This is a genomic window from Methyloferula stellata AR4 (assembly GCF_000385335.1).
Classification (GTDB): domain Bacteria; phylum Pseudomonadota; class Alphaproteobacteria; order Rhizobiales; family Beijerinckiaceae; genus Methyloferula; species Methyloferula stellata.
The window spans coordinates 3,188,628-3,201,777 of record NZ_ARWA01000001.1 but is presented as its reverse complement, the minus strand read 5'-3'; the positions used below and the strand labels follow the sequence as shown (position 1 = coordinate 3,201,777).

At 58.2% G+C, this 13,150-nt stretch carries 14 protein-coding genes; 7 read left to right on the top strand and 7 right to left on the bottom strand.

All coding sequences use genetic code 11. The features are described 5' to 3' along the window. Positions 1–11 precede the first annotated feature (11 nt). Both A3OQ_RS0115780 and A3OQ_RS0115775 read left to right on the top strand, forming a co-directional pair. Positions 12–1,460, top strand: a complete 1,449-nt coding sequence (locus A3OQ_RS0115780; RefSeq protein ID WP_026595883.1) for a DUF1501 domain-containing protein — start codon at positions 12–14, stop codon at positions 1,458–1,460. A gap of 111 nt (positions 1,461–1,571) precedes the next feature. Beyond that, positions 1,572–1,991, top strand: a complete 420-nt coding sequence (locus tag A3OQ_RS0115775; RefSeq protein ID WP_020176378.1) for a hypothetical protein — start codon at positions 1,572–1,574, stop codon at positions 1,989–1,991. A gap of 107 nt (positions 1,992–2,098) precedes the next feature. Here the strand turns inward: A3OQ_RS0115775 and A3OQ_RS0115770 are convergent, their stop codons facing one another. From A3OQ_RS0115770 to A3OQ_RS0115760, 3 genes are all read right to left on the bottom strand, one after another. Next, on the bottom strand, positions 2,099–4,531 hold the full coding sequence (locus A3OQ_RS0115770) for a TonB-dependent receptor (protein WP_083931604.1): 2,433 nt from the start codon (positions 4,529–4,531) through the stop codon (positions 2,099–2,101). A 272-nt stretch (positions 4,532–4,803) separates the two neighbouring features. Then, positions 4,804–5,376, bottom strand: coding sequence for a helix-turn-helix domain-containing protein (locus A3OQ_RS0115765; RefSeq protein WP_244427166.1), 573 nt, complete (start codon positions 5,374–5,376; stop codon positions 4,804–4,806). A 208-nt stretch (positions 5,377–5,584) separates the two neighbouring features. Further along, on the bottom strand, positions 5,585–6,019 hold the full coding sequence (locus A3OQ_RS0115760; protein ID WP_020176375.1) for an RrF2 family transcriptional regulator: 435 nt from the start codon (positions 6,017–6,019) through the stop codon (positions 5,585–5,587). Positions 6,020–6,318: 299 nt separating this feature from the next. Here A3OQ_RS0115760 and A3OQ_RS0115755 point away from each other — a divergent pair, with 299 nt between their 5' ends. The 5 genes from A3OQ_RS0115755 (at position 6,319) to A3OQ_RS0115735 (ending at position 9,678) form a co-directional block, all read left to right on the top strand. Beyond that, entirely contained in the window at positions 6,319–7,089 is a 771-nt protein-coding gene (locus A3OQ_RS0115755) for an energy transducer TonB (protein ID WP_020176374.1), read from the top strand. Between the two features lie 48 nt (positions 7,090–7,137). Then, complete coding sequence (locus A3OQ_RS0115750) at positions 7,138–7,881, top strand: MotA/TolQ/ExbB proton channel family protein (protein WP_020176373.1); 744 nt, start codon at positions 7,138–7,140, stop codon at positions 7,879–7,881. Then, complete coding sequence (tolR, locus tag A3OQ_RS0115745) at positions 7,862–8,332, top strand: protein TolR (RefSeq protein WP_020176372.1); 471 nt, start codon at positions 7,862–7,864, stop codon at positions 8,330–8,332. Before A3OQ_RS0115750 ends, tolR begins: the two co-directional genes overlap by 20 nt. A 75-nt stretch (positions 8,333–8,407) precedes the next feature. Then, a complete protein-coding gene (locus tag A3OQ_RS0115740; protein ID WP_026595880.1) occupies positions 8,408–8,914 on the top strand; it encodes a c-type cytochrome in 507 nt (168 codons plus the stop codon). An 11-nt stretch (positions 8,915–8,925) separates the two neighbouring features. Then, positions 8,926–9,678, top strand: coding sequence for a cytochrome b/b6 domain-containing protein (locus tag A3OQ_RS0115735; RefSeq protein WP_020176370.1), 753 nt, complete (start codon positions 8,926–8,928; stop codon positions 9,676–9,678). Positions 9,679–9,746: 68 nt separating this feature from the next. Here A3OQ_RS0115735 and A3OQ_RS0115730 read toward each other — a convergent pair whose 3' ends face one another. The 4 genes from A3OQ_RS0115730 to A3OQ_RS0115715 form a co-directional block, all read right to left on the bottom strand. Continuing rightward, positions 9,747–10,514: an energy transducer TonB family protein gene (locus A3OQ_RS0115730; RefSeq protein ID WP_020176369.1), complete on the bottom strand. Its 768-nt coding sequence runs from the start codon at positions 10,512–10,514 to the stop codon at positions 9,747–9,749. 15 nt (positions 10,515–10,529) lie between these two features. Further along, complete coding sequence (locus tag A3OQ_RS0115725) at positions 10,530–10,913, bottom strand: ExbD/TolR family protein (protein ID WP_020176368.1); 384 nt, start codon at positions 10,911–10,913, stop codon at positions 10,530–10,532. Continuing rightward, complete coding sequence (gene exbB, locus A3OQ_RS0115720) at positions 10,906–11,334, bottom strand: TonB-system energizer ExbB (protein ID WP_020176367.1); 429 nt, start codon at positions 11,332–11,334, stop codon at positions 10,906–10,908. Before exbB ends, A3OQ_RS0115725 begins: the two co-directional genes overlap by 8 nt. A 70-nt stretch (positions 11,335–11,404) precedes the next feature. After that, positions 11,405–13,129, bottom strand: a complete 1,725-nt coding sequence (locus A3OQ_RS0115715; protein WP_020176366.1) for a ShlB/FhaC/HecB family hemolysin secretion/activation protein — start codon at positions 13,127–13,129, stop codon at positions 11,405–11,407. Between the last annotated feature and the right edge of the window lie 21 nt (positions 13,130–13,150).

Below are 13,150 nucleotides of genomic sequence, written 5' to 3'. Positions count from 1 at the left end.
AGGATGCCATCATGAGGTCTCATTCACGCCGTGAAATGCTGTTCAATACACTTTACGGTGTCGGCGGGCTGACGCTCGCGGCTCAAATGCCCGGAGGCGGTATTTTCGCGACACCCGCTCTGGCCGATACATTCGTCGATCCGCTGTCGCCGAAGCAGCCGCACTTTCCGCCGAAAGTGGACTCGGTCATCTGGCTTCATATGGACGGCGCGCCGAGCACGCTGGACCTTTATGACTATAAGCCTGAGCTGATCAAACTCGCAGGTACGGAGCCGCCGGCCTCTTTCCTGAACGGCATCAAAACCAGCACGCAGGGCGGTGTCGGCAAGCTTTTCGCGTCCAATCGAAGCTGGAAGCAATATGGCGACAGCGGTGCTTGGTTTTCCGATCTTTTGCCGAATATCGCTCAACATGCCGACAAGCTGACATTCATCAAATCCTCGACGACCATCGGCGCGACGCACGACATTTCAATTCTCAAGTTGAACACCGGTGATTTGCGGCCTGGCCGGCCGTCGCTTGGCGCCTGGGTGACCTATGCGCTCGGCTCAGCCAATCGCGATCTGCCGGCCTATGTCGTGCTTTACGCCGGCAAGAAGGAGCCGCGCGCCGGATCGGTGAATTGGAATTCCGGCTTCCTGCCTGCAGTCTATCAAGGCGTTGCCTTCCGTCCTGGACCATCGCCGATCCTGGACCTCGCACATCCCGAACTCATGGGGCTCACAGAGCAGCGCGACGACCTCGATCTGCTGCGCCGCTTGAACGCCCAGGAAGGGGCGGAGCACCCCGAGAACACAGAGCTTCAGGCACGTCTGCGCTCCTATGAACTTGCTTATCGTATGGAGGAAGCGGCGCCGGAAGCCGTCGATGTGTCGAAGGAATCCGATGCGACCAAGTCGCTTTACGGCTTGAACGACCCGACGACCAAGGAATACGGTACGATCCTGCTGCGCGCCCGCCGTCTGGTCGAGCGCAAGGTACGCTTCATTCAGATCGTGTCGGGCGAGCTCGAGGCGGCCGGTAACGGCGAGGCTCGGAGCTGGGATGCGCACCAAGATCTCGAAATCAATCACGGCGCCCACGCGAAATCCGTCGATAAGCCGATCGCCGGCCTCCTCACGGATCTTAAGCAACGTGGGCTCCTCGATCGGACGCTCGTCGTCTGGACCTCGGAGTTCGGCCGCACATCCTATGGCCAGAGCGGCAACGGCCGCGACCATAATCCCTGGGGCTATACCCAATGGCTCGCCGGCGGCGGCGTTAAGGCCGGCACGACCTTCGGTGAGACGGACGAGATCGGCCTGCAGTCGCAAGGCAAGAAGGTGGACACCTATGACCTTCATGCGACCGTGCTTCAGCAATTGGGCCTCGATCATCTGAAAACGATCTACAAGCATGATGGCCGGTCTGAGCGTCCGACCGTTGTCTATGGCGCGGTCGTCGAAGAGCTTCTTGCATAACCGGCCTCTTTCTCGGCCGCAGATGTTTGGGAACGCCGGGAGATCGCTTCCGGCGTTCTTTTCTTGGTTCATATCAATGGACGGACACTCGAAATCGGGGGCGTAGTGTAAATGAGAAGAAAGACAGCTAGAAAATTTGCGGTCTCGGTCGGCCTATGTGCGACGCTTCTGGGCGGCATGGCCTATGCGGAGCATAAGGACATAGACCTGAAGGACTACGATGACGATCTGATGCATGATGTCGATCGCGTGCTCAAGTTCTTTGAGCCGGACATTACCGCCGGCAATGCGGCAAATGCGCTGGATGATGCCGGTGTCATCCGCGACGGCTTCACCTATTCGAAGGGCTATTTCTCGAAGAAAGGCAACGCCGAGGATGCGGTGAAGATCGCCCAAGACGGGCTCGATCTTGTGGCCTCCATCGAAAAATCTGTTGAAGCTAAGGATTTTTCAGGCGCCGCCACGCTGGCGCGGCAGGTTCCAAACACCTGCAAGGCCTGCCACGAGATTTATAAGCCAAGAAACAAATAGGCACACGTCGAACCGCTTGCAGAAAGCGATGATCTTTCTACCGGCATGAAATCATCGGCAAAAAAAGGCGGGCATGCGCCCGCCTTTTTCATTCCTGGAGAGTGATCTCAGAACCTTGCCCTCAATGTCACACCGCCCATCAGAGGGTCGCCAACCGTTGCCAGGATTTCGCCGGCGGTTGTCGATTCGATGGCGGTGTAATAATGCTTGTTGAGCGCATTATGAATCCATCCAACCAGATCCCAACTGTTGTCCGCGAATTTGATGCCGGCATGAACATCAAGGATGCCGTAGGGATGGATGGATGCATAGATGCTGTCGGTCGTTGCGCCACTTGCATCCGAGAAAAACTGACTTTGCCACGTATAATCCGCACCGGCATAGGCGACGAGGGGCTTATCCGCATAAGTACCCCATGAGGCCAGCACATTGCCGAGACGGTAATTATATTCGCCGCCACCGACCAGCGTAAGTTTCGGCGTATTGGCAAGCGGTTTTCCGGTCAGGTTGCAGGTTGACTGGCCGGTGATTTCCGGCGGGCAAGCGCCTTGCGCGAACGATGCGTAAAAGGCGTCGTCGTAGGTGCCCGAGGCGTAGAGATTGAGGCCCTCGACCGGCTGTGCGCGAAGGTCGATTTCGACGCCACGCGACTCGGCGAGCGGCGCATTGGTGAGATAAGAGGTCGCGTTGCCTGTCGTGGTTGCGCCATAGGCGATGTAATTATGATCGTACATCACGAAGGCCGCGAGATTGGCCGTCAGCTTCTGATCGAACCATTGGCTTTTGAGACCAATTTCATAATTTTCGAGGCGCTCAGCTTTCACTGTCTCCGGGGCAGTACTGGGAAGGTTTCCATAGGCCGGGGCCGGGCCGCCGGCGCGGCCGCCTTGCGAGATCGTCGCATAAGCGAAGACGTCCGGTGTAAATTTATAGGTCGCGGTGCCGACATAGGAGACCATGCCCTGATGGGTCGAGGCATACCAAGCTCGCGGCGTGAGTTTCTGGGACTGCTGAAGGGCAGTGATCGTAGCACTTTGCGGGTTGACGATTTCGTTTGGAATCCACTGGTAGAAGCTGCTAGTTTTATAATTGTAAGAATAACGAAGGCCGGTCGTGATATCGAGATTTGACGTCGCATGCCAGACGTCGCGGATATAGGGCGCTATCTCGGTCGTATCGGGATTGTCGAAACCTTGCTGAGTCAGATAATTATAGGCCGCGTTGTTGGTCGCCGCGGAATATTTCGAGGTGCCGTAGAAGGCGCCGGACAATGGCCCAAATGGAGTGCTGGTCGAGTGATCGATGACGAGGCTCTTCAGAAAGAACACGCCGCCCGTGACATCGACCGGTCCGCCCGTCGGATTCGATAGTTTAATTTCCTGGGTGAAGTCCTTCGCATCAATCTGTGAGCCTGAGCCATAGGGTGAAATAATCCCCGGGATCAACGTGAAGCCGTTATGCGGATGGAAGTCGTAGGCCCCGCCGGACGTGACGGATTCAAGCGTCCACTTGTTGAACGTGTAGTCGATCTTCGCGGCGACTTGATAGGTATCATCCGCGGTGTTCTGCCACCCGCTGCCGTTCGTCGTATAGGTGCTGAGGAGGGACCCGGGCAGCGCCGGAGTAAAGCCGAGCTTCGCGGCACGGGCTAGGAAGTTGTTCGAGACAGGTGTGCCGTTTGCGTAATTGGTCATGGTACCGATATAGGCCGCGACGCTCTGCGCTTGCGTGACCGTCGAATAATTCGCGCTGAGAAGGGCCGTCAGATCGGCGGTCGGCGTGAGCAGGAATTGCGCCATGCCGGATTTGGTATGCGTGCCATTATATTTATTGCCATCGGTCGTGCTATCGAGATAGCCCTCTTGATCCTTATCGAAAAAGGAAAGACGGTACGCTACCCAATCTGTTCCAGCGACCGGGCCAGTCACGCTCGCTTTTTCCTGGAACATATTATAGCTGCCGTACTGAAACTCGAAGTTCTCGCCTTGAGTGAAGCTCGGCAGAGCCGTCGTGATGTTCACCACGCCGCCCGTATTGTCCTGGCCGCCAGCGGTCGCCTGCGGGCCCTTCAAGACCTCGACGCCGACAAGATCGGGTATGTCGAAGATCGCCTGGCCGACGAAGGGCTGATAGACGCCATTGAGATAGACCGGCGTGCCGTTAAAGACGCCATCTGTCGCGGTTGATGAAGCCGCCCCGAAGCCGCGCACATTGATTGCGATGTTACGCACGTTGGAAAATTTAATGTTCAGGCTTGGCTCGAGCTTTTGCGCACCCGTCAGACTGGTGATCTGAGCGGCTTCCAATTGCTGCTGGGTAACAACCGTCGCTGTGACAGGCGTCGATTGAACTTTGTCAAGCTGTTGCTGCGTGATCGTTTGAGGCGGCGCGGAAACAACCACGTCTTCGACGGTGCCTTCCGCCGCCGGTTGGGACGCGGCTTGTGCCAGCGCGCCCGTTGATACGGTGAGACTAAGCCAGAGCGGCAAGCCCATGCCGAGTGGATTTATGTTTCTCGTATTACGCGGCACTAATCTCATACGCGACACTCCATGATCCTACCAGCAGCGTGGGTTATGAGCGTTGACCGCTCACTCACACCGCTTGATCTCCGATCCTAGTTGTCGCTAAATCCTATCATTTTTGTCAATTAATACGCGGTCGCAGGTCGCATAAGGGAAAGAGCCTTTGCAAATATGTCACAGCCGTTCGGGAGAATAGAAACGGTTCCTGCGCAGGCGTTCGCAGGTGGAACAGAAATCCATCGAACCAGCAGGCGATCGACGTGAGCGAATGAAGCCCAAGCGTCCGCTCAATGCTCCGCGATGTCGATGTAAGACATCACAAGGTAGAGCAGGGCCTCCGACGTTCCGAGATTCCGATAGCTATGCGGGACGTCGCCTTCGAAGATCATGGCGTCGCCTTCTTCCAAAAGTTGCGTCGGCTCTTTGCCCGCGGTGATTTCGACCTGTCCGCGCACAATGATGATACTTTCGAGCGTGCCGGCGCCATGCGCTTCCGATTGCGCCAAATGCTCGGGCGCGATCGTCAATTCATAGAATTCGACGTGGCGCCGGCTATCATGCGGCAACAGCGCGCGCGATGTGAAACCTCCGTCGCTCGATGTTATGACTTGTTTCGCCGCCTTCCGCAGCACAACCTCATCGCGTTTGTTTTGCGCCGAGACCAGGCTTCCAAATGGAACCCCAAGCGCATTTGCAATCTTCCAGACGTGATTGAGTGTCGGCACAATTTCTCCCATCGCGAGCCCTTCGAGTTTCTTTTTGCCGAGTCCGGAAAATGTGGCGAATGTCTCAAGCGAACGCCCCTGCATATGCAGCAACGCGCGCAACCGGTCTCCGAGAGTCCACCCGAAATCACCCAATGAAGACAATCCACTAGCCTTTTCTTTCGGGCGATTTCTGGTCACGGCCTCTATTTCATAAGTTATTTCATAAAGTTTATGTACTTTAAATTAAGGCGCATCGATCGCGCACGGTCAAGTGCGACAAGGCCACACATGAGCCTTTTGTAAGGCAGAGCGTTTGAGGCAGGCGGTCCGGCGATACCTCTATCGGATGCCGGCGGCCCGCTTATCTTAAAAGCTGGTGTTCGCGTCTGCCGCGCGTGCTCATGGCGGCGATGCTGGTGCGGTCCAAAATGAGCGCCATGGCTTCGCGCACATCGAGCATAATATCGCGGACGGCGCAGGCATCCTCGTCCGGACAGTCAATGCATTTGCGGTAAGCCGTGCGACTCGCACAGGCGATCGGCGCAAGCGAGCCGTCCAGGATCCGGATGATCTGACCTGCGGTGATCTTGTCGGCCGGGCGCGCCAGATTATAGCCGCCTCCTTTGCCCTTCTTGCTGCTTAATATGCCCGCGTTCTTGAGTTCGAGCAGTATGGCATCGAGAAATTTGCGGGGAATTTGATTCTGCGCCGCGATTTCCGCGGCAAGACAGGGGCCCTCGAACTTCGCCAGATGGATCAGCGCCTTCAGTCCGTATTTCCCTTTGTTCGATAACATCTCAGTCCATGCCGGGCGCTGCCTGCGCGCAGCCGATCACGCGGGGCCTTACGCCGCCATCGCGTCCGCTCAGATCGCATCGCTAGAAATATAGGTGAGAATAGCGGAATCGGCAATTTAACGAAGAGGCCTTACCGCCTGAAAACCAAGGCGTTCGCGCCAAAACCGCAGACCGATCCCATTTGTCGCATGGATTGTAAAGCGTCTACGTCAGAAATCAGTTGACCATTAAACTACTAGAAATATAGATTAATAGACGAACCTCCCGACGGATCTCTTCGGAAAAAGGCGTCGCTTATATGAGCTCAGCTCTCGCACTTCAAAGCTTTGGTTTCGATGAGTTTGAAACGCCGGTTTCAGTCCTGCAAACCGGAGCGCAAACGCTTCTGCTGCAACCGCGTCCGAAACCCTCCTATGCGGTTCAAGCTGCCGCGGTCGCGGTCTATGCCCTCGCATTGACGGGTTTGGCCTTCTATTCGGCACGGCCCACTCCGCCGGTCGAAGAAGATGCGGTGGAATTGGTGATGCTGCCGCCGGCCGCTCCCGAAGAACAGCCGGCGCCTCTCCCTGAGCCGCCACCGCCGCCTGTCGCTGAAGAAACGCCGCAACCGCCTGAGCCGGAGATGGCGCCGCCGCCTCCGGTCGCAGAAGAACCTGCGGTCGCGCCGGTCGAACCGCCGAAGCCGAAACCCGTGCCGCAGCCTAAGCCGAAGGTCGTCGAGCATAAGCCGGCGCCAGTGCAGCACGCTGCTGGGCCGTCGACAGCGCAGGCTCCGGCCAAAGTCCCGCCGAATGCGATTGCTTCGGGCTATGCCAATCAGGTTCATGCCCGCATCGCCGCGGCCGCGGCAGCTGTCGTGCCGCGCGCGGCATTGGCTGCGCATCAGTCCGGCCGCGTCGGCTATCGCATCGTGATCTCGCCCTCAGGTGCGGTGGTCTCGCAGAGCATTACGCCATCGGGAAATCCGGCCTTCGATACGGCCGCGACGCAGGCTTTGGCGCGCGCCTCGTTTCCCGCTACCGGCATGACACGCAATGCCTCGCTGACCGGCGCCATCGTCTTCCGATGAGCTGAGTGCCGACAATCATCCCTAACCATTTTTATAGGAGAGTTCTCGATGGCGGAATCCATTGACGCTGCGACAGTAGCGGTCGCATCACACGGCTTGTCACCGGTCGAATTGTTCCTGCAAGCCGATACTGTCGTTAAGGCCGTGATGGTTATCCTGGTCTTGGCCTCGGCCTGGGGCTGGGTGGTTATTTTCGACAAGCTGATCCGGCTGCGCATTCTGCAGAAACGCGCCGGCAAACTGATTGCCAGCGTTCAAGCGGGCCTACCGGTCGCTTCCGTCGCCGAGAGTTTTGGAACGGTGTCCGCGACTGACCCTTTCGTCAGCGTCTACACGGCCATGGTCGAGGAGCACAGCCGCTCCGCCGATCTCGTCCATTCCGAGGCGCAGCGTGACAGTCTTCAAGAGCGCGTGCATCGGGTCGGACAACTTGCGTGCGTCGATGCGCTCGAACATTTGCAGAGCCGCTTGCCCGGCTTGGCGACGATCGGCGCTGTCGCTCCCTTCGTCGGATTGTTCGGAACCGTCTGGGGCATCATGACCTCGTTCCAAGGCATAGCGGCATCGAACAATACGAGTCTCGCCGTTGTCGCGCCGGGTATCGCCGAAGCCTTATTCGCAACGGCGCTGGGCCTCGTCGCGGCGATTCCCGCCGTCGTCTTCTACAATCGCATCGGCAATGAGATCGGCCGTTACGGCAAGCGCCTTCAGGCCTTCATCGGCGTGTTCGAAGTCGAATTGTCTCGCCAGCTTTCCAAGAAGGGAGACCGCAATGGCCTTCGCGCTGCGTAAGAACGATAGCGACTTCGGCGCGGCACCGATGAGCGACATGAACGTCACGCCGCTTGTCGATGTCATGCTGGTGCTTCTAATCGTCTTCATGGTGGCTGCGCCTTTGATGGCAACCGGTGTACCGGTCGATCTGCCGAAAGCGCAAACGAAGCCTCTCGTCGATCAGAAGCAACCCATCGCCGTCAGCATCGACGGGGACGGCAAATATTTCGTCGATCAGCGCGAAGTCGCGCCGGACGAACTCATTTCCGTGCTCGGCGAAAGCGCCGATAGCAAGGAACGTCGCATCCATGTACGCGGCGACAAGAACATCTCCTACGGCAAGGTCATCGAGATCATGGGTCTCATCAACTCGGCCGGTTACACCAAGGTCGCGCTCGTCTCGGAATCTCCTGGATCCGTGTCCAAGGCGCCGGTTCAAGCCCCGGCGCCTCAAGCCGTCACACCATAGATCGCAATTCACAATGATCCGGCACCGGGCTCACCGGCGCCGGTGTCTGAATAAAAATCGGGGGACATAGAAAGTATGCGTGAAATATCGATGCGCGCGCGTTGCGCGGGGATTCTCGGCGCCACATTGCTTCTATCGACTGGCTTTATCCTATCGGCCAATTCTCAAACGCCGCCCGCGGGCGGACTGAACGCGGCGAGGCAAGCCGTCGATGAACGCAAGGCCGTTTACAAATTGATCGGCGCGAGTTTCAAGCCGATTGGAAACGTCTTAAAAGGCAGCACGCAATATGACGCTGCCACCATCCAAAAGAGCATCGATCGCGTTGTCTTCCTCTCAGGATTGCTCGACGAGGCTTTTCCCGAAAATTCCAATCTGGGCGATCCGGAGACCAAAGCCAAAGCGGATATCTGGACCAATCACGCCGACTTCGAAAAGAAGGAAAAGAATTTTCAGACCCATGTTCTGGCTTTGCAGAAGGTGAATGAGACTGAGAAAGGGGCCACGGAGGCTTTCAAAACCGCAGCGGCCGCAGTCGGCCAGGACTGCAAAGCCTGCCATGACGATTACAGGCTCAAATAGGACGCGCGTTCATGACGGTCAGCGACCATTACACCGAAGTCGACGCGTTCGATGGGCAGCGGGTAGAAACGCCCGCAGCCGGACAGAGCAAGGTGTGGGATCTGCCTGTCCGCCTGTTCCATTGGACGCTTGTCGTGGCGTTCGTGGGTGCCTTCGTCACAAACCGGCTGGGCGTCAGCTATTTCAAATATCACATCTGGTTCGGATATACCGTAATCGTGCTGGTGTCGTTTCGACTCCTTTGGGGATTTGTTGGCACCTATCACGCACAATTTCATAACTTTCTGCGCGGTCCCGTCGCGACTTTGCACTATGCGGTAAGGCTCGTTCGTGGCCGGGCCTCCAGCCACCTCGGGCATAATCCCTTGGGCGCGTGGATGGTGGTCTTTCTTCTAATTGGACTCGGCGTGCAAGCCGTGACCGGCCTCTTCGGCAATGACGACATTTTCAACATCGGTCCGCTGGCAGGCTATGTCACCAAAGACATGAGCCTGCGGCTTACGTCCCTGCATCGTCATTCGTTCTATTGGATTGCCGCGGCGATCGCCGTGCATGTCCTGGCCGTTGTCGCGCATCGTATATTCGATCAGTCCGATCTCGTGCGGGCCATGTTCACCGGCCGCAAACGGCGCAGTAGTGCGGCAGATGCTGGTGATATTTCTTCTTCGCGCACCTGGCTCGCCTTTTTATTGACGGTTACCATAGCCGGAGCTCTGGCCTTTGTCGTGACGCACGCACCCATTGCGGTCGATGACACTTTTTGAGCATGCGGGCTTGGCTGGAAGCTCAAACACGGCCCGCGACTGACCGCCGGCGATTGCGGCAGCCGTCATCACTTTCGGCCGAAGTCAATGAACAGTTTGACAGGCATTTCCTCCATCGGCGGCGGCGGAAAGGGCAGGCACGCGTGCACGGTCTTTAGTGCGCTAGCGTCGAGACTTGCGAGGCCGCTGCTCTCGACAATCTTCAGGCTGTCCGGACGGATCTGGCCGTTGCTCAGAATGGTGAAAGTCACGGTCGCGCTTTTTCGTTCCGGATGGTCGAAGAGATTGGCCCGGACCTTTTTCGAAATCAGTCTGCTATAGGCTTTGAGGCGCTCGGCTTCATCTGGATCCGTCTTGATCGTTTGGGGCTTCTGCTGCTGCTCGGCGCCTTGGACATTGTTGGCGCCGGGGCTCGCCGTCTTCTGTTCGGTCTTGGGTGGTGTCGGATCGGCTTGGGGCATGGGCGGAGTTGGCGTCGGCTCCGGCGGTGTCGGCGGCGGCAACCCCGGCTCCTTGTCGTTTTCGACAATATCCTTCGGCTGATCTTCGGAAGCCGCGGCCTTTACCGGCTCCGGCGGCGTCGGCTTGGGATCGTCCGGTTTTGTCTCCTCCTTTGGTGTTTGACCTTTCGTTTCCTGAAGAACCTTCTGGTCGGTCTGTTCGTCCGCGACGGGGCCCTGCAATTCGACGACGAGCAGCTCCGGTTCGTCGTCTGGCTGCATATCTAGACTATGCGTGACGAAAGGCAGAGCAACCGCCGAATGGATGAGGACCGACGCCACGAAGCCGTGAAAGATCGTGAACTTCAACTTTCTCTTGATCGGTTCGTCCGACATGGCAGGTGCAGGCTTCTATTTGGAGGCGCTTTTGGTTTGCACGGCGACTTTGTTGAAGTTCAACCGTTTGAGGATGTCGGCGACATCGATGAAGCCCTGGAAGGTAAGGTTGCGGTCGGCGCGGATCAAAAAGGACGTGTCCGGCGGCAGCGTCGCGAGCCTAGTCTCGAATTCCTCCTTCGAGACCGCCGCGCCGTCGAAATAAATGTCGCCGCTGGCAGCGAGTTCGATCGTTTTGTCCTGATGCTTTTCGACCTGCATGTGCGAGGCCTGGGGCAGGGCGATCGGAATACGGCCGGTCTGAATGAAATTCGCGGTGGTCAGCACCATGGTGAGCAGCACCAGCATGATGTCGACGAAAGGAATGACATTCAGCGTCGCGATCGGCTGCTCATCCACGGGCGATCTCCCATTCGAGCAAGAGCACCTTGGCCTTGCGCAGGAGCATGTTATAGGCGACGACCGATATCAGCGCCACGACAAGCCCCGCCGCCGTCGCCTTCAAGGCGAGCGCAAGCCCGATCATGATCTTGCCGACATCCGCCGAAGCGTCGAGGCCGATATTATAAAACGTCAGCATGATCCCGAGTACCGTGCCGAGCAGACCGATATAGGGCGCGTTGGAGGCAATCGAAGCGATCACCACCAGCCGCTTGGTCAAGGTGAGCTCAAGCGCCTTGATGCTTTTGAAGCTCTCAGGCTTGACGCCGCGATAGAAGAAGGCGCGCTCGAGGCCAATGGCGACGACGATCACATTGAGTGCGATCAGAAGTCCGATGATGCCGAAGTCGATTCCGGCCGAAAGCCATTCGATCTGCATTAAACTTTGTCCAAACCTTTAAGAGACTTCCTGTCCCGCTTACGGGAGAAGAGGCGAGGCCTCACGCGAACTAGAACGTCATGCCGACTTGAACCAGTCCCTTGGTCTTCCTGTCGTAAAGGTCCGCGCCGTTTTCGGAGCCATAAGTGTGGGCGACCTGAGCCTTCACGAGCAACGCGCGCCCGGGCGAATATTCATAGGTCGCGTAATAGCCGAGACCGAAATCGTTCAACTCGGTAAAGGTCTTTTGCGTGGTCGTGTAGGCGCCGTTGTAAAGCCAGCCGCCGCCGACATCGGTGAAGAGACCGAGTGCATGGTGATAGTTGTAGATGTTCGGAAGCGCATATTTCAGCTCTGGCGTCGCGACGAAACCGCTGTCGGTGGAGAGGCCTTCGTCATAGGAGCGCACGCCCCAGAAACCCGTCAGCGTCAACTGCTCGCTCGTATCGAGGTTTCGCGACAAGGCGGCCTGAGCCTTGAGATTGCCCGAGAGCGACCATTGTTCGTTGAGCGCTAGGACCCCAAGAAAGTTCAGGTTGATTCTTTCATAAGTGCCGGCCGTGTTGGCGCCGGCGACATTCGCCGCCTGTTGCGCGGGATCGGTGAAGCTCACATTGCCGGCGGTGAAGGAGAGGCTGGTGCTCGTCGTCAGCGGCAGGGCGGTGAAGGGGAGAAATCCCAGCGTGTCGCGGCTCACGGCCAAGGTTCCGAGCGGGATCGTGCGATTGGCGAAGGAGACGCCGCCGGTCTTGTCGTCGAGACCCTTATAGGTGAAGTTCGCCGACACATAGATGCTGTCTTCGCGCGTGCGCTTGATCGCATAGCTGACGGTGGCGCTGCCGCCATTGGCGATGCCCGTCGCATCGAGGCCGGCAAATTTGCCGCCGAGCGTATAGGTCGTGTGGAAGCCGGCGATTTCGCCGCGTATCCCATCATAGCCGAGCGGAAAGGAATAGGCGATGCGGCCGTTCGCGAGATGGGTCTTTTCCGAGACGATACCATAGCCGGACAGCCGGTCGCCATAGCCGAGCGGCGAGTTCAAATCGAGGCCGGCGCTCAGCCTGTCGCGGCCGGTCCAGGGCGAACCATAATTGTCGCCGAGGAGATAGCCGTTGATGCGGCGTCCCTCCGGCACGTCGAACAGGAAATTCGATGTCTCCGGCTGCCGGCCCGGCTCGATCGCGATGTGCGGTGTGCCCGCACCCGGCAGATCGTTGACGAGCAGCATGGCGCGTTCGAGTTCGTCCTTGCGAATATAGGTCGAGCCCGCGATCGCATGATCGATCACGCCTTGCAGGAACTCGGTCCTGACGAGCGACGCATTATTGACCGTGACGGTCCCCAACTGGCCGGGGATGAGCTTGATCTTTAGCACGCCGCGACGCGCGTCCTGCGCCGGCACATAGGCCTTGGCGACCATATAGCCCTGGTTGCGGTAGAGCGTCGTAATCTCGTCCGCCGCCGCGTAGATCTGGGCGAGCGTCAGTTTGCGGTTCTCGTAGGGTCCCAGGATCGCCTGCACCGCGGCTTCGTCGACAAGACCAGGCGGCCCGATGAATTCGAAACGGCGGACGAACAAAGTTTCTTTGTCTTTCAGCCTGAGTAGAGGTTCCGTCAGTTGCGGCAGTACGGGCACCCCGACCGCTGGCTGCGGCGCGGCTTGCCGCGATTGTTCGGTGGTACGGACGGCATTGCCGATCCCGCCACCGGGCGCGGTTTGCGCCTGGGCCGAATCCGCCGCGAGGAGCGTTGCCTGAAGCGCGCCGCAACAGGCAATGAATGGACCAAACTTCATAACGCTACACCTTCTGGATGG

Excerpts from the sequence above, each read along its gene's own strand:
- A3OQ_RS0115775 (WP_020176378.1), top strand. The coding sequence starts at position 1,572 with ATGAGAAGAAAGACAGCTAGAAAATTTGCGGTCTCGGTCGGCCTATGT.
- A3OQ_RS0115715 (WP_020176366.1), bottom strand. The coding sequence starts at position 13,129 with ATGAAGTTTGGTCCATTCATTGCCTGTTGCGGCGCGCTTCAGGCAACG.
- exbB (WP_020176367.1), bottom strand. The coding sequence starts at position 11,334 with ATGCAGATCGAATGGCTTTCGGCCGGAATCGACTTCGGCATCATCGGA.
- tolR (WP_020176372.1), top strand. The coding sequence starts at position 7,862 with ATGGCCTTCGCGCTGCGTAAGAACGATAGCGACTTCGGCGCGGCACCG.
- A3OQ_RS0115760 (WP_020176375.1), bottom strand. The coding sequence starts at position 6,019 with ATGTTATCGAACAAAGGGAAATACGGACTGAAGGCGCTGATCCATCTG.
- A3OQ_RS0115735 (WP_020176370.1), top strand. The coding sequence starts at position 8,926 with ATGACGGTCAGCGACCATTACACCGAAGTCGACGCGTTCGATGGGCAG.
- A3OQ_RS0115740 (WP_026595880.1), top strand. The coding sequence starts at position 8,408 with ATGCGTGAAATATCGATGCGCGCGCGTTGCGCGGGGATTCTCGGCGCC.
- A3OQ_RS0115755 (WP_020176374.1), top strand. The coding sequence starts at position 6,319 with ATGAGCTCAGCTCTCGCACTTCAAAGCTTTGGTTTCGATGAGTTTGAA.
- A3OQ_RS0115770 (WP_083931604.1), bottom strand. The coding sequence starts at position 4,531 with ATGAGATTAGTGCCGCGTAATACGAGAAACATAAATCCACTCGGCATG.
- A3OQ_RS0115730 (WP_020176369.1), bottom strand. The coding sequence starts at position 10,514 with ATGTCGGACGAACCGATCAAGAGAAAGTTGAAGTTCACGATCTTTCAC.
- A3OQ_RS0115780 (WP_026595883.1), top strand. The coding sequence starts at position 12 with ATGAGGTCTCATTCACGCCGTGAAATGCTGTTCAATACACTTTACGGT.
- A3OQ_RS0115750 (WP_020176373.1), top strand. The coding sequence starts at position 7,138 with ATGGCGGAATCCATTGACGCTGCGACAGTAGCGGTCGCATCACACGGC.